Raw genomic sequence first — 18047 nt, forward strand, 5'->3', positions numbered from 1 at the left:
GTATAGAACAAAAGTCAACATTTGTTACAGAATGATCGAGGAAAGGACCCGCTGACCAGTGAAACAATGGAAATCATATTACACATTCGTAAGGCCCTATATGAAATGGATTGTGTTGACTCTGATCATCGGCATGATCAAATTCAGCATTCCGCTTACTCTGCCGATGATACTCAAATACGTAGTGGATCATCTACTGATGAACTCTGAATTGACGGTTCAGGAGAGGGTATCCCGGCTGATGGCAATCCTGGGAGGGGCATTTGTTCTTTTTGTAATCATCAGAAGCCCTGTCGAATATTTCCGTCAGTATTTTGCCCAGCTGATTACGAGTAAGGTGCTATACGATATGCGCAACAAGCTATACCGCCATATGCAGATGCTATCACTCCGTTACTATCAGAATACTAAGGTGGGTGAAGCTATTTCACGGTTCATCAATGACGTGGAGCAGACCAAGAATCTGGTGGAAGTCGGGATGATGAATGTCTGGCTGGATATGTTCACGCTGGTGTTCGCCTTGGCTTTTATGGTGTATCTGAACCCGGTGCTTGCACTCGTATCGATTGCGGTCCTGCCTTTATATGGTATTGCCGTAAGCAAGCTATACAAACGGTTGAAAGTGCTGACGAAAGACCGTTCGCAGGCACTCGCTGGGATACAGGCTTATCTGCATGAACGTATTCAAGGGATAGCCATTATCCGGAGTTTTACAATGGAGCGGGTGGATCAAGAGAAGTTCGCCGGAATTAACGGGAATTTCCTGAATAAAGCCATGGCTCAGACCCGCTGGAATGCTTTCACCTATGCGATTATTAACACGCTGACGGATATCGCTCCGCTGATGGTAATTGCCTACGGCGGATATCAGGTCATTCTAGGTCATTTAACGCTTGGAACTTTTGTGGCTTTCTTTGGCTATCTGGACCGGATGTATGCACCACTACGCCGTTTGATTAATTCCTCAACCGTCCTTACTCAGGCCTCAGCCTCGCTGGAACGAGTCTTGGAGCTCTTGGAGGAACCTTATGATATCGTGGATAGCCCGGATGCCAGACCGCTTGAAGGAGCTAAGGGAGCCATTGAATTCCGGAATGTATGGTTCAAATACAATGATGAGAATGAATGGGTGTTGAAAAATATTAATCTGAGTATTCAGCCGGGGCAGACGGTTGCTTTTGTCGGAATGAGCGGTGGAGGGAAGTCATCGCTGATTAGTCTGATTCCCCGCTTCTATGATGTTCAGGAAGGTAGTCTGTCCATGGACGGGCGGGATGTGCGCGGTGTAACACAGGAAAGTCTGCGGAGGTTCGTTGGCATGGTGCTGCAGGATAACTTCCTCTTCAGCGGCTCGGTGCGGGACAATATTCTGTTCGGCAATCCCAAGGCTGGTGATGAACTGATTATCAAGGCCGCCCAGGCGGCAAACGCCCATGATTTCATCATGGCGCTGCCTCAAGGCTATGACACAGAAGTAGGAGAAAGAGGAGTGAAGCTCTCAGGAGGACAGAAACAGCGTGTAGCTATTGCCCGCGTATTTCTTAAGGATCCCCGGGTACTGGTCCTCGATGAGGCAACATCCGCGCTCGATCTGGAGTCGGAGCACCTGATCCAGCAATCCTTGAAGTCACTGGCTTCACAGCGGACAACTCTGATTGTGGCCCACAGGCTGTCGACCATTACACATGCGGATATCATTGTGGTACTTGAGAATGGGGAGATCACAGAGCGCGGTACCCATGAAGAACTCATGTTAAAAGACGGCAGTTATGCCCGGCTGTTCAATGTTCAGCGCCTCGATACGTAAAGCACAAGCAAAGGATGTCCTTCAGCCATTGGCTTAGGGCATCCTTTGTTTAATTTGTATTCAAGGGAAATTAAAGTCACACCCGGCCGATCAGCAAAGAGAGAATGCCTGCGGCAATAAGCGGCCCGACGGGCACGCCTTTGAAAAAGGCTACGCCGATGACGGTTCCGATCAGCAGGCCAGCTACAACCGTCGGCTGGCTGCCCATCAGCACCGCACCGCGACCGCCAAGGTAAGCAACGAGAACTCCGATTCCTATGGCCGTTAGTGATTTCCAGTGCAAAAACGATTGACCGACCGTCTGTAAGGAGATCTTGCCGCTCGCAAGCGGAGTCATCACTCCGATGGTGAGAATAATGATGCCGATGGTCAGTCCATGCTTTTCGAGCCAGGGGAATGCCTGATGCAGACCCAATACACGCAGGAGTAGCAGGAAGACCATAGCTATCGTAACGGGAGAATTACTGCTAATGATGCCGAGGGCGGCAAGTGCCAGCAGAAGTAAGGAAGTTATATCCATACTGAGTGCGCAACTCCTTTAATCATGTTTAGATTGTCTCAAAGCGATATGTTCAGCGATCAGTGTACCATGTCCCCGGCCGGTCTCAATGAACACTTCGTTCGCATTACTGCCGGAAGCTATAACCCCTGCAATATACAGTCCAGGCACATGGCTTTCCATCGTTGCTGGATTAAACTCAGGTTTATCCTGCCCATCCAATATGGTTATCCCAGCAGAAGTAAGCAAAGCTCTATTCGGGCGGAAGCCGGTTAGTGCAAGCACAAAATCATTATCTAGCCTCAGGTTGACTTCGTCTTTAGAAGTTATGTTAACAGAATCGGGGTGAATCTCTGTTACTCTGGATTGAAGATGCAGGGTTATCTTTCCCTTCTGTACCATGCTTTCAAAGATCGGACGGACCCAAGGCTTTATATTATCCGATATATTGTCACCCCGGTAGACTACATCTACGCTGGCACCGACCCGCATCAGTTCGAGCGCTGCATCTACTGCGGAATTGCTTCCACCGATAATAGTAACCTTCATACCGCTATACGGGTGGGCTTCTCCGAAATAATGTGATACCTTTGGCAGCTCTTCTCCTGGAATACCAAGCAGATTCGGCTGGTCAAAATAACCTGTGGCAATTACAACATTGGCGGCTAAGCGGGTCTGGCTTTCTCCGCGCATATTTACAGTATGTACAGCAAAACTCCCATCCTTCAGCGGTTCTACCTTCAGCGCTTCCTCATACGAGGCAATTCGCAATTGATGAAGCTCCGCCGCCCGGCGGTAATAGACGAGCGCTTCATGTCGGTAAGGTTTCTCATGAGGCGAGGTGAAGGGGACATCTCCGATCTCCAGAAGCTCAGTGGTGCTGAAGAATTGCATATGGACAGGATACAAATATATAGAGTGCACAATAAAATTTTTCTCGATGACGAGACTTGTAAGGCCGCGGCGCTGGCATTCAATTGCCGCTGAAAGCCCGCAGGGGCCTGCACCGATGATGATTACGTCTTCCATTACAGCAGCTAACCTCCCGATTGATGGTTTATTTCCGTTCATCCCCGAATGGGTCACTCTAAATCGTACTGCACTTGAAGTATTTTTGCCAGAAGAGCCTTTCGTACTGGAAATGGATTGTTATAACAGTATTCATTGTGATAAAATTAGATGAACATCTAATTACTTGAATTCTATTACAGGGGGTAATACCTTGCAACTAGATAAAATCGTCAATTACCATAAGGCTTTAGCAGATCCTACCCGCATGCGTATTCTACTGTTGCTGTCGAGCGGGGAAATGCATGGCCAGGCGTTGGCTGAAAGATTGAGTCTTTCCCAGCCGACCGTTACCCATCATGCGGCGAAACTGCGGGAGGCGTCACTCATCAGGGAACGGCGTGAGAAGAATACGGTCTACTTTAAGCTGGACCCGGAATTTATCCGGACGAATGCGGAGGCGTCACTGCAATTTATTTTTTCCAAAGGAGCTCAGGATATGGAAGAGAAGAGTCAGGAGCCTAGTCTGCAGGATACGGTTATCCGTAATTTTTTCTCCAAGGACGGACGTTTACGTCAAATTCCCGCCCAGTATAAAAAGAAGCTGATTGTCCTCCAATACATGGTGGAGAAGCTGGAGTCGGGCAGAGTATATACCGAGAAGGAGATAAATGAATTTATCAAAGCTTACCACGAAGATTATGCCACCATCCGCCGTGAGTTTATTATGCACCAGTTCATGTACCGTGAGAACGAGAAGTATGAGCTGAATCCTCAAGAGATGTGGACTCGCTGGGAATATGTCAAATAATTAACTTAAAAATGGTAATATTCTGTGACGTTTACGTATCATGCTGATTAAAAAGTCGGAAAGCGAATAAACTGGAATTGGAAGCGTTATCTGACATATACTTCGAAAGGAGACCTTCAGTATGATATTTAAACGTACCAAAAAGGAGCCTACCCCAAGTCATGTAACTGTCACGCTGCCCCAAATCAAGCAGGCTGTTAGGAAATTCGAGGAGGATATGCCGACTCCCATTAACCGTACAGCACTGATCCTTGAAGATAAGAGTATTGATCTTTCCCGGCTGAAACGTTACATTGGTGGAATTTCGGAGCAGAAGTTCTATATGTCCCGTGAAACTTATGAAATTTTCGAAGAAGAAGACAAGCTGGTCCCGTATTATCTCGATCTGGTTCAGTCTGCAGTGGACAACTATATCAGTGATACCGGCAAGCTGCCGCTGCTTGAAGATTCATGGCTTCCCGAAGTGCATTACCGCCTCTTGTACACGGAAAGATATTTAAAAGAAACACCGCCGTTCCCGCTCTACATTACCGATGAGGAAATGATGCTGACCCACCGCAGCGACCGTTTTCAATCATGAGCCAAGAATCAGATAATAAATAAGGCTGTCCTGTAAGAGGGAGTAACGAGCTCCTGATTACGGAATGGTCTTTTCTTTGTGCAGTGAGGCATAGTACAATGATATTCTTATGGGTCATACTGATGATTACGAAAGTGCAAGGGGAATGACAGAATGAAGAAGTTCACAAACTTATTATTTGATCTGGATAATACGCTGATGGACCGGGATTATACGTTTCGGAGTTTTTGCACACAATTTGTACAGGACTTTCTTAGTCATCTGGATCCTACTGAGGCTGGACAAGTTGTCGAGGATATGATTGTCCGTGATGCCGACGGATACCGTGACAAAGATGGTTATTTTGCAGAATTGAGTGAGGTATTGCCATGGAGTACTCCGGTTTCTGCAGCTGAAATTCGGGTGTATTACGATACCCATTATGAATCGCATGGAGCAATCATGAAGCATGCCATGGATATTCTGAACTATTGCCTTGAGCAGGGTTATACGCTTGGTCTCGTAACCAATGGTAAAGTGCCTATTCAGCATGCCAAGATTGATCTGCTTCAACTCCGGCCATATTTCAAGGACATCGTGATCTCGGAAGAGGTCGGAATAAGCAAACCTGATCCGGAAATTTATCAATTGGCGCTTAAGCGATTGGGTGCGGATTCCTCAAATACTTTGTTCATCGGCGACCATCCGGTTAACGATATTTGGGGCGCCGGACAAGCCGGAATGAAGGGGATCTGGCTTCGGAGGAAGCATGAGTGGGATGAGAAACTCGGGTTGGAGCCGTGGAGAATGATCCATGAGCTGGATGAGCTGCGGAATATCCTCTGATGCCTATTTAGTACAATGCCGGTTGACATCGAGCGGGGCACGGTTTATGATGTCTTCATAATATCTGGAAGGAGACGATGTGATTATGACAGTTTATGCAGGAGAGACCGCAACTTTAGTAACTGTTGTTCATACGCGTCTTCCGGAAACAGCGGCTGCAGGAATATAATTCAAGCAGCTCAGCAGGTATGCTCTTAATCATGAGATAGAGCCGCCGGGGACCGTAGGGTACCGGCGGCTTTTTTGCGTACAATGAGTACCGGCAGATTTCACTGCGGTATTCATTGTATGATAAGGTCTGTACAATCAGATCAAATCGCCGCCGGAGCTTTATTTCCGGCGGTTTTTTAGTTTACCCGGAAAGCGGATTTGACCTGATAAAGGCTGATCCTGCCGGTTCCTCCTGTTACCGGAATACGCTGATGCGCGGCGAGTGCATTAACAAAATTAGAAAAGAAATATCAGGAGGCTATGAATGAATATCGAACAATACGGCTGGAATCCGGCCTGGGAACAAAAATTTAAGACAGTGAGTCAAGAGCATGGCGGCAAGCAACTCGAACCAGGAAGAATTGTCGGCGATTTCGGAAGCAAGTACCGTGTGATGACGGATCAAGGTGAGTTGTGGGGTGAGCTTTCAGGTAAACTGCGGCATGAAACCGGCATTTCGGGTGATTACCCTGCGATAGGCGACTGGGTGGCTCTGATGCTTACAGATGCGGGTGAACAAGGCATAATACACAGGGTACTTCCCCGCAGCAGTATGATTTCGCGGCAGGCAGCAGGGAACGTTATTGCTGAGCAGATCATTGCTTCCAATGTGGATATTTTGTTCCTGGTTAGTGCCCTGAATGATGACTTTAACGTCAGAAGAATGGAAAGATACTTGATTATGGCTTGGAACAGCGGAGCTACGCCCGTTATTTTGCTAACGAAAGCAGATTTGTGTGACGATGCAGAGCGGAAGATTGCCGAAATGGAGAAGGCAGCCCCGGGTGTAGCAGTTCATGCCGTAAGCGCGCTGCAGGACAGCGGCCGGGATGCGCTCCTGCCTTATATTGGAACAGGACAGACGGTTGCACTAACCGGTTCATCGGGCTGCGGCAAATCAACGATGGTGAACTGGCTGTGCGGAAGGACGATTCAACGCACACAGGATGTAAGGGAAGGGGATAGCCGCGGTCGTCACACCACCACCCATCGTGAGCTGTTCGTGATGCCCTCTGGCGGAATTATTATCGACACGCCGGGAATGAGGGAGCTTCAGCTTTGGAATGGAGATGGCGGGCTCGATATGGCCTTTGGAGATGTAACCGCGCTTGCGGCAGGCTGCCGTTTCAGCGATTGCAGACATGAGCATGAGGAAGGCTGTGCAGTGCTGGAAGCGGTACGCAGTGGCGTTCTTGAGGAAAAGAGACTGCAGAATTACCGCAAAACCGGAAAGGAACTGCTGTACCAGAGTGTTAAGGAAGGGAAGGCGAAGAAGAAGCTTGAGTCGGTGCAGGGCAAGACGAAACCCCCTCGTCCAAGGAGTAATGTATGGCTGAAGGAGTATGAAGAGTTGTAATGTCACAGAAAAAGCACAACCTCCGATTCCATAAATGGAAGGGAGGTTGTGCTGGACTACTGTATATAAATAAAAGTCCGGTATATCTGATGGTGCATTTCATTTGCTGAACTCGCCCTAAAGAACCGGACTTTTATGATTTTGGATTATTAGAAAGAAGCAGCGGTTTCTTTGGCCAATTGAAGGCCGTTAGCGATGATTTCTTCGGCTTGGGCAGGTAATTGATTATGTCCTTCAACAATAACCTTCGTAATATCACTGATTCCCCAGAAACCGAGGATGCCATTAATGAAGTTAACGGCCATTTCCGCACTTGCTGCTGGACCTTCGGAATAAATGCCGCCTCTTGCGTTAAGCAAAACTACCTTTTTGCCTGTCAGGAGACCTACTGGACCTTCAGCAGTGTATTTGAATGATTTGCCTGCTTGGTTCAGATAATCGATGTAGGTATGGAGTACTGCAGGTACCGTCATATTCCACAGCGGGAAAGCAAAGACTACTTTGTCAGCTGCTTCGAATTGGGTAAAGAATTTATTTACAATTGCAGCACTTGCAGCTTCTTCTTCTGTTACCGGGAATCCTTGAGCTTCTTTGTAAAGCCCGGTGAGGATTGTGTTGTCGTAGTAAGGAAGATTCTCGGCGAACAGATCAAGCTCGGTAATTTCATCTTCCGGGTTGTTCAGCTTGTAGCTCTCCAGGAATTCGTTATACAGACGTACGCTTACGGACTGGTCGGCGGGGCGGTTATTTGCTTTAATAAAAAGGACATTTGACATTATGATTTCTCCTTAAATTTATATTTATTACTTACTGTAAATAATATAGTACAGGAGTTTTTGTTTGTCAATTAAAGTCCTGAAAAAATCATGAAATAAATTTTTTATTATCTAAAAGTGTAGATTCACAAATTGTCAAATCATGCACCACAACATCTTTGGTTGAAAATCATGAAATTTTCATCAAGCCATCAATATATAGAATGTGACAATAGCGGTGTCGAAAAAAGCTTGATTTAACGCCATTTTTCCGCATTTTATACGTTTACAGGTGACGTTTGAACTTGTGAATATGGGGTTAAATAGGGGATACACATCTTCAGGAAATTATTACCGGAACAGGGTCAAAACAAATATAGGAGTGATTAAAATGTCCATTGACCGGTTTATTATTAAAAAGCTGGATACCTGCCAGGAGGAGCAAACACGTCTTAATTTAGTGAAGCTGTTCAAGCTTCGTGTCCAAAAAGCAGAGACAGCGGAGAAGAAAAATTTCAAAATCAGTTAAACAGGCCGATTTGCCCAGATGACTCCCGGCAATACTGCCGTTCCTCCATCGATGTATCAGTATCCCCTAGCAGGCTGTGATATAATATTGAGCAGCAGTACGAAATGGACTAACGGGCGGGATACACATGAAATTGGAGCGATTAATCTCCATCATCTACAAGCTGTTGAATCACGAAGTTTTGTCTGCCTCCAGGCTGGCTGAAGAGTTCCAGGTCTCCCAAAGAACGATCTATCGTGATATTGACGTGATCTGTGCTGCCGGCTTCCCGGTCATATCGTATCAGGGAACCAAAGGCGGCTATGGCATCATGGACGGATACAAAATGGATAAAAGCTTACTCGGTTCATACGATGTCAATTCACTTATCACCATATTGGGCAGCCTCTCCACCGTGTTTGAAGACGAGCGGGCGCAGGGAACGATTGAGCGACTGCAAACCATTAGAACGGAGCATAAGACTCCTAGTATAGCGGTCGACTTTGAAAATCACCGGACCGCTACAGAAGCACTTCGTTGTTTACGTGCGGGTATTATGGAGCAAAAGATTGTACGCTTTGATTATATTAATGCACAAAATGAACGTTTGACCCGTGATATTGAACCGGTTCGGCTTAATTATAAATATAGCAATTGGTACGTTTACGGGTTTTGCCGAACACGCGGGGATTATCGGGAGTTTCGGCTATCCCGGATGTTGAACTTGTTTCTGACTCAGGAATCATTTCAGGGAGAACACGAAGTGCCTCAAGATGAGGCTTGTACAAACCAGGAATGGCAAGAGCAATTAGAGGATGTAGTTATCCGGGTGGGCCCGGAGGCTTTGGCGGACGTGCTGGATCATTTCCACCAGTCGGATAAGCAATTTCATGCCGACGGAAGCATGACCATCCGGGTTCCGGTTTATCAGCCATTGAAAGCAAAGTGGCTTTGGACAATTCTGCTGAGTTTCGGTAGTGGCGCCGAAGTTCTTGCTCCGCCTGCACTGCGAGGGATCTTAAAAGAACAACTTCAAAACACACTCAAACATTATGAAGAAGTATGACGGTCTGTTGTCATACTTCTTCTTTTATGATGAGATCAGAAACATTCCAATTCATAGGAAGTCAAAAGGAGACGATACGAATGACAAATCATCCAGTAGAAATGTTTAAATACCACACATGGGCCAACCAAACGATCCTGAGAAGAATCAAGGAACTCCCGTCTTCTGTGCTGAGCCAAGAAGTGAACAGCTCTTTTCCAACCATCGCTCATGCACTTAGTCATCTCTATGCGGTTGATAAAATGTGGTATCTTGTTTTAACAGGTTCGGGTATGCCAGAGGCGCTGCAAGCAACAAGACCGCTTAATGAGAAAATCCTGCATTCTGCGGATGAATACGTCAGCCTCTTCGAAGAGTTAGCTGAACAATACAGCGAATGGTTCCAAAGCCAAGATGATTTGGAGCAAACCATCCTGCTCGAGAATCCATACGCCGGAATCCGTCAGACACGCTTATCGGAAATTGTGCTGCATACAGTCAATCATGGGACGTATCACAGGGGCAATGTCTCTACGATGCTGCGTCAGCTAAACCACTCCTCCACCATGAACGATTATATTCTTTATTGGTACTCAGCCTAGAAAGGAGAATTTATTTAATCTATGGAGATTGAGAATATACTTACTGTGAAATCGAGAGAAGATTTGAGGATTTGGTTACAGGAGAATTGTACAACTGAGAAATCTTGTTGGGTTGTAGTTAGTATGACACCAGACCCGGATAAGCTGCTGTATTTGGACGCAGTCGAGGAATCCTTGTGCTTTGGTTGGATTGATGGGGTTAAGAAGAAGATTTCTGAAACGGAGCTGGCCCAACGGCTGTCCCCTAGAAGCAAAAGAAGCTCTTGGACGGAATTAAATAAAGAGCGTGTCCGCCGCCTCGAAAGGTTGGGGCTGATGAGAGATGAGGGAAGAAAGGTGCTCCCTGATATGGACCATGATTCTTTTAAAATAGACAAGCTGATAGAGCAAAGGTTACAAGAGGATCGTCAAGTATATGAGAATTTCAGGGCATTTCCTGCTCTTTATACAAGGGTTCGGATCGATACGATACAGAGTAATATTAATCAGCCGGAATTATTTAAGAATAGATTAGACAAATTTATAGCTAACACTAAAATAAATAAAATGTACGGTCAATGGCATGATAATGGACGACTTCTGGATAATTAAATGTGCTATAAACAAAAAAACTATCCCTCTTAATAGAGGGATAGTGCTAAAGAATCGTTCTCGCTGTAACTGTGCAATATCGCTTCTGAGCCTTTTATTTCGATACTAATCAGAGAATTCAAACATTTCTTCAGGGCAGTTTTGCCTTTTTGAATTTTGAGCTCCAATGTGTTATTAAGCAATCGAAGTACTTTTTGAGTTGGCTGTTTATTTTCTGTTGTGAAATACACAGGTACAAGTTTGTTTTGGAAACTTATGAGCATTCTCATTCGAAATCACCTCGCTACAAGTATTTCATAATGTAATAGTAACCCCCATTTCTTAAATTTACCTTAAAATTAGCTTATAATATCATAAAGATTATAAAATTATGGTTCTAAAATGACGCTTGTATAAGGTTTAAGTGTAAGTTCCGCTCCGTTCAGCACCGATCCACCGGTTATATCCTCTATAATACGGCTATAAGTTTTACTTGCCCCGTCTGCCTGTAGTACCAGTTTCTGTTCCTTACTGGTAAGATTGTGAACCACAAGCACCTGTTCTTTGGCGGTTATACGCTCGAAAGCCATAACTCCGGCATTGCCGGTGACATATTCACGTACCGTCCCATTCTGCAGAGCGGGCAAGGAATTGCGGACTGCAATTAGCTTGCGGTAATGCTGTAAAAGCGAGCCTTCCTGAGTACTTTCGCTGTCGACACTGCCAGAATTAGCTGCTGAATTGTTCGTTCTGGCCTCCCAGGTCGTCTGACCCTTGTGCGCCTCTCCTGAAGTCCAGCCCATTGGCTCACGAATCCCCTCATCCGGTTTGACGCCAAGCATCCCGATTTCTTCCCCATAGTAGATAAATGGATTACCCGGCAGGGTCAACAACATAGACGCCGCCATTTTGGCATGCTCCAGATTCCCTTCAAGCTGGCTCATTACCCGGTTCTGATCATGATTCGTGAGGAAGGTAGCATCGGTGAACGCTCCCTCGGATATCTGGGAGTACAGCTTGTAGGTCCGCTCCAAGGTAAAGGCAATGCCGCTGTCCTTCTCAGTCTTCGCGGAGTTAACCAATGACTCACCTAGACCAAAGTTAAAGCCGGAGTCAAAGGCCTGATTCAAATAGGCGCCCACAGATACCGCTGAATTCTCCCATACCTCTCCAACGATATACGCTTCAGGATTCACTTCATTCATCGCTTTGCGGAAATCCTGCCACCAGGCTACATTTTTAGCAGTGGTTGCTTCGTCTTTATCACTGAGCAAATCCTCATAGATATGCTTAGCCGCATCCAGGCGGAAGCCGTCGATTCCCTGCCCGAGCCAGAACTGCCCGATATCCTTCATTTCAGTGCGTACATCCGGATTGTCAAAATTCAAGTCCGGCATACCGTCCCAAAAAATCCCCATATAATGACTGCCTAACAGGGAATGCCAGGGACTCCCGCTGCCCGCAGCGCTTGTACCGCTGAGTGGACGTTTCTGGTCCTCGGCCCAAATATACCAGTCACGGTATTTGCCATCTACGTTCTTGGCGGAATCCACAAACCACGGATTCGCCTTGCTGGTATGGTTCACAACCAAATCCATAATGATCTTAATCCCCCGTTTATGGGCTTCGTTCACCAGCTCTTTCAAATCATCCATGGTTCCATAATCCGGATTCACTGACCGGTAATCGGTCACATCATATCCGTGGTAACTCGGAGAGGGATTAATCGGCATGAGCCAGATACCGCCAACTCCCAAATCGCTGTTAGTCTGTGGATCTCCGTCATTCAGATAGTCCAGCTTTTCAGTTATTCCTTTTAGATCACCGATTCCGTCGCCGTTTGAATCATAGAACGAACGTACGAAGATCTCATAAAAAACCGTAGACGGCTGTTCATCCACCGTAGTTCCTTTTTCGCCAGGAGAAGTTGAAGGACTTGCTTCAGCGGGGGACGAGGTAGCTGACGGAAGCGGGGAGGTGCTGCTTTGAGGTGCATTTGCCTCCGAACCATTACATCCGCTGAGAATGCCGAGTACCAAAGCGGCAGTAGTTACAGCGAGCCATGAGCGTCTTATATGTATTTTTGTCCGTGTGTGTTTCATTTCTGTTCCTCCTAAAGATAAAATTATGTTTGGTTAGAGAAGGTAAGCGCTTTTATAACTCGTTACTTTTAGAGAGCAATACTTACGAATTTGAGAGCTTCTTGTTAATCTTACTTGATGAAGTTGATATGATAAAACGTTTGCACATTAAGAAAACAAGCTAATTTACTCCTTTATACTGATTTTATATTGATATTGCGTTGAATTCATGGAAATTCTTTGAATTGCTACGAATTACGTTTGATATCTATTATAAAATACGATTTATGATGCGTAATAAATACCTTTTGATCTGAAGCCCTATTAAAATTCAGCTAATTTGATGCGCAAACGATAGCACTACTACCCCTTAACCTTTCTCTGGGCAGCCGCATATGAATGTAGGAAGGGATGAAACCCGAAAGAGAGAAAGGAGAATGAACGATGGGTAAAGGAACAAGATTGCCGCTGCTGCTTATGGTCGTTGCGATGTGCCTTTCGGTCTTGGCCGGATGCGGCGGGGATTCAGCGGTAAAAGTCAAAATCGGTGAAGTGACGCGAAGTGTATTTTATGCGCCTGAGTATGTCGCGTTGTCCCAGGGATTTTTTAAAGACGAAGGGCTGGAAGTAGAACTGCAGACGATTCCAGGCGGAGACAAGACCATGACCGCGCTGCTGTCGAATGCCATTGATGTGGCGCTGGTAGGATCAGAAACTTCCATATACGTATATCAGCAAGGAGCGGATGATCCGGTCATTAATTTCGCGCAATTGACACAGAGGGACGGAACCTTTCTGTTCGCCCGCAAAGCGGACGGGACGTTCAACTGGGATCAGGTGAAAGGTTCCACGTTCCTGGGGCAGAGAAAAGGTGGTATGCCACAAATGGCAGGGTCGTTCGCGCTGCAGGGTAAAGGGATTGATCCGGCCAAGGACATTACACTGATCCAGAATATTGACTTTGCCAATATAGCCGGAGCTTTTGCTTCAGGTACAGGCGATTATGTCCAGCTGTTTGAGCCACAGGCGTCCATTTTTGAACGGGAAGGCCGCGGCAAGGTTGTGGCATCCTTTGGTGTGGAGAGCGGTTATCTTCCCTATACCGTGTTCATGTCCAAAGCCAGCTACATCAAGAAGAATGGGGATACCGTACAGAAATTCACCAACGCGATCCAGCGCGCCCAGCTTTGGGTGAAGGAACATAGTGCGGATGAGATTGCAGATGCGGTAATGTCTTATTTTGAAAATACGGACCGGGATATAGTCGTCTCTGCAATTAACCGCTATAAGGAGCAGGATACCTATGCAGTGAATCCGGTCATAGATGACAAAGAATGGGGCAATCTCCTGGATGTCATCGATAATGCAGGGGAGCTGAAGGAACGGGTTCCTTCTGAACAAATCGTCAATAACAGTTTCGCAGAGAAGGCGATGACGGACATCAAGGATGCGGAATAAGCAGCCGTATCAGACAAATGGGTTTGGGTGGATATGCAATCTGGTGGGAGGAGGCCGCTGCTATGCTACCAGTAGTGCAGTTGAAAGGAATTACGCATGCTTATCTTGGTGACCGGGAGGCTTCTATAGCGGTAGAGGACTTGAATCTCAGCATTGAAAAAGGGGAATTCGTCAGTCTGGTCGGACCCAGCGGCTGCGGAAAAACCACACTACTGTCTATTATCGCCGGGCTGCTTCAGCCTTCGAAAGGTGAGGTGATTCTAAACGGGCATGTTGTGTCAGGGCCTTCACCGGAAGTGGGTTATATGCTTCAGCAGGATTATCTCTTCCCTTGGAGAACGATTCTGGATAATGCGCTTCTTGGTCTGGAGCTAACCGGACGATTATATGAAGAAACCCGGGAGAAGACGCTGAGGCTGCTGGCGGATATGGGTCTTGAAGGCACTGGCAGCCAGTATCCGTCACAGCTCTCGGGAGGAATGAGACAACGGGTTGCCTTGGTACGGACGCTTGCTACAGATCCCCACCTGCTGCTGCTGGATGAACCATTCTCCGCACTGGACTATCAGATCAAGCTTCAGCTAGAGAATTTGGTATCAGAGACCTTCCGTAAGCGGGGTACCACTGCGATTCTGGTCACACATGATCTGGCGGAAGCCATTGCGGTCAGCAGCACCGTGATTCTGCTGGAGCGGAATCCGGGCAGAATCCGAAAAGCGTTCAAGATTCCAGAGGCGATCCGGGAGGCTCCGCCTCTGCTTGCGCGAAATCAGCAGGGTTTTGCGGAGCTATTTAATGAAGTGTGGAGAGAAATGGAGCTGGCAGGAGGGAAGACAAGTGGATAAGACAGGGCAAGCCGACATCTCCGATTTCCGTTCGCGCTGGCTGCAGGAGCTGCATGCTGGCTACAGCCATCAAATCAAGCGCCGCAAGAGACATGTTACAGCAGTGAGAACAGGAATTGCACTGCTGTTCTTCGCCTTCTGGGAAGCTGCTGCCCGCCTCAGTTGGATTGATGAACTGCTGTTCAGTTATCCCACCAAGGTATTCCGTCAAATTGTGAAGGATGCCATGAGCGGCAGCCTATGGCCTCACTTAGGCATGACAGTAGGGGAGACCGCAGTAGGGTTCGTGCTGGGGACACTTCTCGGCACACTGCTTGCGGTTGTCATCTGGTGGTCACCTTTTCTCTCGGCAGTGCTTGACCCATATATGGTTGTATTTAATAGTATGCCGAAGGTGGCACTGGGGCCGATCTTTATTGTCATGTTTGGTGCGGGTTTTACTGCGATTGTAGTTACTACGCTGTCGATTACCGTTATTGTTACCACGCTAGTGGTGTATAACAGCTTTTGCAGTGTGGATCCGAATCTGGTCAAGGTGGTCAGGTCGTTCGGGGCATCGCGTGTTCAGGTGTTCAACAAGGTGATCCTGCCGGCTTCATTCCCGACGGTTGTGTCTACGCTGAAGGTTAATGTCGGGATGTCCTGGGTAGGGGTCATCGTAGGGGAATTCCTGGTGGCGAAATCGGGGCTTGGTTATTTGATAATCTATGGCTTTCAGGTGTTCAATTTCACGCTGGTTATGTCGAGTCTGCTCATTATAGCTGTAGTTGCAACTGCGATGTACCAGCTTGTCGTATATATCGAGAAGATTCTTATATCCAAACATTAAAAGATGTCATATTGTGTGGCTATGAAAAATCAAGTACCATGAATGTATTCCGTACTTTGTATGAAGGCATTGTTTTAAGGAGAGGTATTTTCATGGGATTTCGTATTATTAAAACAGCGGCAGCGACACTGCTATCCATACTGCTCGCTGCCGCAGCCGGTATTCCGAATGCGCAAAGCGCTGGCCTGCTCGCAATATTGGGTGTAGAAGTAACCCGCAAACGTAGTCTGCGGACGATCACTGCCCGGTTTCTTGCTTCCATTGTCGGACTAGCATTCGGCTGTCTTTTGTTCAAGGTCCTGGGTTTTCACTACTGGGTGTTAGGTTTGTATGTATTATTCGGGTTTCCGCTCATTGTACGCTCCGGATATAAAGAAGGAATTGTGACCAGCTCCGTTGTTGTTTTCCGTGTGTTTGGACAAGCCGATATTAAGTTTCATATTCTGCTTCAGCAGGTAGAGCTGCTGTTCCTTGGTCTCGGTTCCGCCGGGCTGGTGAATCTGATATACATGCCGAAGACCGAAGGTATTATGGCGGGAATCCGAAAAGAAGTGGACACTGTTTTTTCAGTCATCTTCAGCCAAATGGCCCGTACCTTGCGGAATCCGCAATATCTATGGGACGGCAAAGAGTTGATTACAGCCAATACTGCTATACAACAAGGGTTAGCAGCAGCTTCACGGGAAATAGAGAATCACGTAATCCATCCCGATGAAGCATGGAATGTGTATTTTTATATGCGCAAGCAGCAGCTCGATTCCATCCAATCCATGATGCAATTATTGTCTCAGGTTTATCGGTGTTTCCCGCATGGAGAGATGGTAGCGGATTTGTTCGATCAGCTCAGCGGAGATGTGATGTCCGAAGAATATACCGGGCGAACGGAACGTCAACTCTTGGTACTGGAGCAGAAATTCCAGCAAATGGAGCTTCCAGCCACCCGTGAGGAATTCGAGGTGCGGTCTGCCATACTTCAGCTATGCCGTGAACTCATGCTCTACTTGAAGATTGCCAAGCAGCACAAAATGCCTGTTGCATCAAAAGGAGTTAAACAGCCTGCATCGTAAGTCATTCATGAGCCTTCTCTAAGGGAAGCAGTTAACGGCTGTTCCAAAGTAACTGTTATGTACTCAAAATTCCAGTTGGCAGGTGGAGGTACAATGGATATTAGTAACAGGACCTATATTGGCAAACAGCTTTCCGAGGATCTTTTTAATGACAAAGGTGTTTTTGTTCTGCCGGCCCTCACTTTACTCAATGCAGGGCATATCCGGCTTCTGGAGCAACACCATATTTATTTACAGGAGAACAGTATTATACAACTGGACAGCGAGATTTTTTTTCAGACTGCAGTTGATGATTGCACCAGGGCGATGGAGCAGATTTTTGATCAGATTCGGATTAGCAAAAAAGTTCCTGTTGCCGAGCTTGAAGCCGAAGTCATACCGTATATCTACCAGGTCGCAGAAAAAAATGATTTCTATGGAATGTTAGCTGCTCTGCAGTCGAAGGATGATTATACATACAGGCATAATATTGCAGTTGGCATCTTGTCCACTCTTCTCGGTAAATGGCTGAAGCTGGACATTGATGAGTTGGGGATGCTTGCCGTAGCCGCAACTCTCCATGATATTGGGAAGATTATGATTCCGGAGGAGATCCTGACGAAGACAGGCCCCCTGACAGTTGAAGAGTTCGAGGAGGTCAAGAAGCATACGACCATTGGTTATGAGATGATTCGTGATACGGCAGGAACCGACCACAGTCAGGCACTTGTTGCACTTCAGCATCACGAGCGAATGGATGGCAGCGGGTACCCGTTCGGACTGGTAGGTCACCGGATTACCGATTTCAGTAAAATTGTGGCGATTGCGGATGTTTTTCATGCCATGACCTCTGACCGTTCCTATAAGAAGGCTTCACCGCTTTATGAGGTGCTGAGGCAAATGGCCGACAGCGCTTTTGGGAAGCTGGACCCTTATATCTGCCGCCTGTTTATTGATAAGCTGATGCAGTCAATGATAGGCAACGAGGTAGAATTGAGCGACGGTAGGATAGGGCGTATTATCATGATTCCCAAGCACGATCCGATTCGTCCGCTTGTTAACATTGGGGAGGATTTCATCGATCTCAGCAGAGAAAGAACGCTCGGAATTGTGCGAGTATTTCCACAATAGCTACATATACATCTAATAGGGTAAGCCAGAAGGCTTACCCGAATTTTTTTATACGGGAGCAATCAACAAACGCCCATGTC

At 46.8% G+C, this 18047-nt stretch carries 19 protein-coding genes; 14 read left to right on the forward strand and 5 right to left on the reverse strand.

Translation table 11 applies throughout. The annotated features are described in order from the left end of the window. The first annotated feature begins 58 nt into the window (after nucleotides 1–58). A complete protein-coding gene (locus ACAN55_RS00755) occupies nucleotides 59–1807 on the forward strand; it encodes an ABC transporter ATP-binding protein (RefSeq protein ID WP_379126777.1) in 1749 nt (582 codons plus the stop codon). Nucleotides 1808–1883: 76 nt separating this feature from the next. On the opposite strand, the gene ACAN55_RS00760 is transcribed toward ACAN55_RS00755, so the two are convergent. Next, a complete protein-coding gene (locus ACAN55_RS00760; protein ID WP_379126779.1) occupies nucleotides 1884–2327 on the reverse strand; it encodes a DUF441 domain-containing protein in 444 nt (147 codons plus the stop codon). Nucleotides 2328–2345: 18 nt separating this feature from the next. Continuing rightward, complete coding sequence (locus ACAN55_RS00765; protein ID WP_379126781.1) at nucleotides 2346–3335, reverse strand: YpdA family putative bacillithiol disulfide reductase; 990 nt, start codon at nucleotides 3333–3335, stop codon at nucleotides 2346–2348. Between the two features lie 193 nt (nucleotides 3336–3528). Here ACAN55_RS00765 and ACAN55_RS00770 point away from each other — a divergent pair, with 193 nt between their 5' ends. The 4 genes from ACAN55_RS00770 to rsgA all read left to right on the forward strand — a co-directional run bounded on the left by ACAN55_RS00770 (nucleotide 3529) and on the right by rsgA (nucleotide 7097). Further along, nucleotides 3529–4125 carry a DUF2087 domain-containing protein gene (locus ACAN55_RS00770; RefSeq protein WP_379126783.1) on the forward strand — a complete coding sequence of 199 codons (597 nt, stop codon included), beginning with the start codon at nucleotides 3529–3531 and terminating at the stop codon, nucleotides 4123–4125. Between the two features lie 121 nt (nucleotides 4126–4246). Then, the gene (locus tag ACAN55_RS00775; RefSeq protein ID WP_379126785.1) at nucleotides 4247–4705 is read left to right on the forward strand and encodes a DUF3939 domain-containing protein; all 459 of its coding nucleotides are present in this window, start codon (nucleotides 4247–4249) and stop codon (nucleotides 4703–4705) included. Nucleotides 4706–4858: 153 nt separating this feature from the next. Next, the gene (locus ACAN55_RS00780; protein WP_379126787.1) at nucleotides 4859–5530 is read left to right on the forward strand and encodes an HAD family hydrolase; all 672 of its coding nucleotides are present in this window, start codon (nucleotides 4859–4861) and stop codon (nucleotides 5528–5530) included. A 475-nt stretch (nucleotides 5531–6005) separates the two neighbouring features. Next, nucleotides 6006–7097 (forward strand): ribosome small subunit-dependent GTPase A, encoded by a 1092-nt coding sequence (rsgA, locus tag ACAN55_RS00785; protein WP_379126789.1) that lies wholly within the window; start codon nucleotides 6006–6008, stop codon nucleotides 7095–7097. A 149-nt stretch (nucleotides 7098–7246) separates the two neighbouring features. Here rsgA and ACAN55_RS00790 read toward each other — a convergent pair whose 3' ends face one another. Further along, on the reverse strand, nucleotides 7247–7873 hold the full coding sequence (locus ACAN55_RS00790) for an FMN-dependent NADH-azoreductase (protein WP_379126791.1): 627 nt from the start codon (nucleotides 7871–7873) through the stop codon (nucleotides 7247–7249). 370 nt (nucleotides 7874–8243) lie between these two features. Between ACAN55_RS00790 and ACAN55_RS00795 the strand changes: the two genes are divergently transcribed. The 4 genes from ACAN55_RS00795 (at nucleotide 8244) to ACAN55_RS00810 (ending at nucleotide 10598) form a co-directional block, all read left to right on the forward strand. Beyond that, nucleotides 8244–8381 (forward strand): hypothetical protein, encoded by a 138-nt coding sequence (locus ACAN55_RS00795; protein WP_379126793.1) that lies wholly within the window; start codon nucleotides 8244–8246, stop codon nucleotides 8379–8381. A gap of 127 nt (nucleotides 8382–8508) precedes the next feature. Beyond that, nucleotides 8509–9426 carry a helix-turn-helix transcriptional regulator gene (locus tag ACAN55_RS00800; RefSeq protein ID WP_379126795.1) on the forward strand — a complete coding sequence of 306 codons (918 nt, stop codon included), beginning with the start codon at nucleotides 8509–8511 and terminating at the stop codon, nucleotides 9424–9426. Nucleotides 9427–9506: 80 nt separating this feature from the next. Continuing rightward, nucleotides 9507–10007, forward strand: a complete 501-nt coding sequence (locus ACAN55_RS00805; protein WP_379126797.1) for a DinB family protein — start codon at nucleotides 9507–9509, stop codon at nucleotides 10005–10007. Nucleotides 10008–10028: 21 nt separating this feature from the next. Next, entirely contained in the window at nucleotides 10029–10598 is a 570-nt protein-coding gene (locus ACAN55_RS00810; protein ID WP_379126799.1) for a YdeI/OmpD-associated family protein, read from the forward strand. Between the two features lie 29 nt (nucleotides 10599–10627). On the opposite strand, the gene ACAN55_RS00815 is transcribed toward ACAN55_RS00810, so the two are convergent. Both ACAN55_RS00815 and ACAN55_RS00820 read right to left on the reverse strand, forming a co-directional pair. Further along, nucleotides 10628–10867 carry a hypothetical protein gene (locus ACAN55_RS00815; RefSeq protein ID WP_379126801.1) on the reverse strand — a complete coding sequence of 80 codons (240 nt, stop codon included), beginning with the start codon at nucleotides 10865–10867 and terminating at the stop codon, nucleotides 10628–10630. Between the two features lie 99 nt (nucleotides 10868–10966). Continuing rightward, the gene (locus tag ACAN55_RS00820; protein WP_379126803.1) at nucleotides 10967–12679 is read right to left on the reverse strand and encodes an alpha-amylase family glycosyl hydrolase; all 1713 of its coding nucleotides are present in this window, start codon (nucleotides 12677–12679) and stop codon (nucleotides 10967–10969) included. A gap of 423 nt (nucleotides 12680–13102) precedes the next feature. Here ACAN55_RS00820 and ACAN55_RS00825 point away from each other — a divergent pair, with 423 nt between their 5' ends. From ACAN55_RS00825 to ACAN55_RS00845, 5 genes are all read left to right on the forward strand, one after another. Further along, the gene (locus tag ACAN55_RS00825; protein WP_379126805.1) at nucleotides 13103–14116 is read left to right on the forward strand and encodes an ABC transporter substrate-binding protein; all 1014 of its coding nucleotides are present in this window, start codon (nucleotides 13103–13105) and stop codon (nucleotides 14114–14116) included. A gap of 62 nt (nucleotides 14117–14178) precedes the next feature. Beyond that, nucleotides 14179–14961 carry an ABC transporter ATP-binding protein gene (locus tag ACAN55_RS00830; RefSeq protein WP_379126807.1) on the forward strand — a complete coding sequence of 261 codons (783 nt, stop codon included), beginning with the start codon at nucleotides 14179–14181 and terminating at the stop codon, nucleotides 14959–14961. Further along, on the forward strand, nucleotides 14954–15790 hold the full coding sequence (locus ACAN55_RS00835; protein ID WP_379126809.1) for an ABC transporter permease: 837 nt from the start codon (nucleotides 14954–14956) through the stop codon (nucleotides 15788–15790). The genes ACAN55_RS00830 and ACAN55_RS00835 overlap by 8 nt, the downstream gene beginning before the upstream one ends. A gap of 92 nt (nucleotides 15791–15882) precedes the next feature. Next, nucleotides 15883–16857 (forward strand): aromatic acid exporter family protein, encoded by a 975-nt coding sequence (locus ACAN55_RS00840; RefSeq protein WP_379126811.1) that lies wholly within the window; start codon nucleotides 15883–15885, stop codon nucleotides 16855–16857. A 93-nt stretch (nucleotides 16858–16950) separates the two neighbouring features. Continuing rightward, nucleotides 16951–17967, forward strand: a complete 1017-nt coding sequence (locus ACAN55_RS00845) for an HD-GYP domain-containing protein (protein WP_379126813.1) — start codon at nucleotides 16951–16953, stop codon at nucleotides 17965–17967. Nucleotides 17968–18047: the final 80 nt, after the last annotated feature.

Source organism: Paenibacillus oryziterrae (assembly GCF_042610485.1).
GTDB lineage: Bacteria > Bacillota > Bacilli > Paenibacillales > Paenibacillaceae > Paenibacillus_AQ.

Excerpts from the sequence above, each read along its gene's own strand:
- ACAN55_RS00765 (WP_379126781.1), bottom strand. The coding sequence starts at position 3,335 with ATGGAAGACGTAATCATCATCGGTGCAGGCCCCTGCGGGCTTTCAGCG.
- ACAN55_RS00825 (WP_379126805.1), top strand. The coding sequence starts at position 13,103 with ATGGGTAAAGGAACAAGATTGCCGCTGCTGCTTATGGTCGTTGCGATG.
- ACAN55_RS00820 (WP_379126803.1), bottom strand. The coding sequence starts at position 12,679 with ATGAAACACACACGGACAAAAATACATATAAGACGCTCATGGCTCGCT.
- ACAN55_RS00830 (WP_379126807.1), top strand. The coding sequence starts at position 14,179 with ATGCTACCAGTAGTGCAGTTGAAAGGAATTACGCATGCTTATCTTGGT.
- ACAN55_RS00810 (WP_379126799.1), top strand. The coding sequence starts at position 10,029 with ATGGAGATTGAGAATATACTTACTGTGAAATCGAGAGAAGATTTGAGG.
- ACAN55_RS00845 (WP_379126813.1), top strand. The coding sequence starts at position 16,951 with ATGGATATTAGTAACAGGACCTATATTGGCAAACAGCTTTCCGAGGAT.
- rsgA (WP_379126789.1), top strand. The coding sequence starts at position 6,006 with ATGAATATCGAACAATACGGCTGGAATCCGGCCTGGGAACAAAAATTT.
- ACAN55_RS00760 (WP_379126779.1), bottom strand. The coding sequence starts at position 2,327 with ATGGATATAACTTCCTTACTTCTGCTGGCACTTGCCGCCCTCGGCATC.
- ACAN55_RS00840 (WP_379126811.1), top strand. The coding sequence starts at position 15,883 with ATGGGATTTCGTATTATTAAAACAGCGGCAGCGACACTGCTATCCATA.
- ACAN55_RS00805 (WP_379126797.1), top strand. The coding sequence starts at position 9,507 with ATGACAAATCATCCAGTAGAAATGTTTAAATACCACACATGGGCCAAC.
- ACAN55_RS00795 (WP_379126793.1), top strand. The coding sequence starts at position 8,244 with ATGTCCATTGACCGGTTTATTATTAAAAAGCTGGATACCTGCCAGGAG.
- ACAN55_RS00790 (WP_379126791.1), bottom strand. The coding sequence starts at position 7,873 with ATGTCAAATGTCCTTTTTATTAAAGCAAATAACCGCCCCGCCGACCAG.
- ACAN55_RS00780 (WP_379126787.1), top strand. The coding sequence starts at position 4,859 with ATGAAGAAGTTCACAAACTTATTATTTGATCTGGATAATACGCTGATG.
- ACAN55_RS00815 (WP_379126801.1), bottom strand. The coding sequence starts at position 10,867 with ATGAGAATGCTCATAAGTTTCCAAAACAAACTTGTACCTGTGTATTTC.
- ACAN55_RS00775 (WP_379126785.1), top strand. The coding sequence starts at position 4,247 with ATGATATTTAAACGTACCAAAAAGGAGCCTACCCCAAGTCATGTAACT.
- ACAN55_RS00800 (WP_379126795.1), top strand. The coding sequence starts at position 8,509 with ATGAAATTGGAGCGATTAATCTCCATCATCTACAAGCTGTTGAATCAC.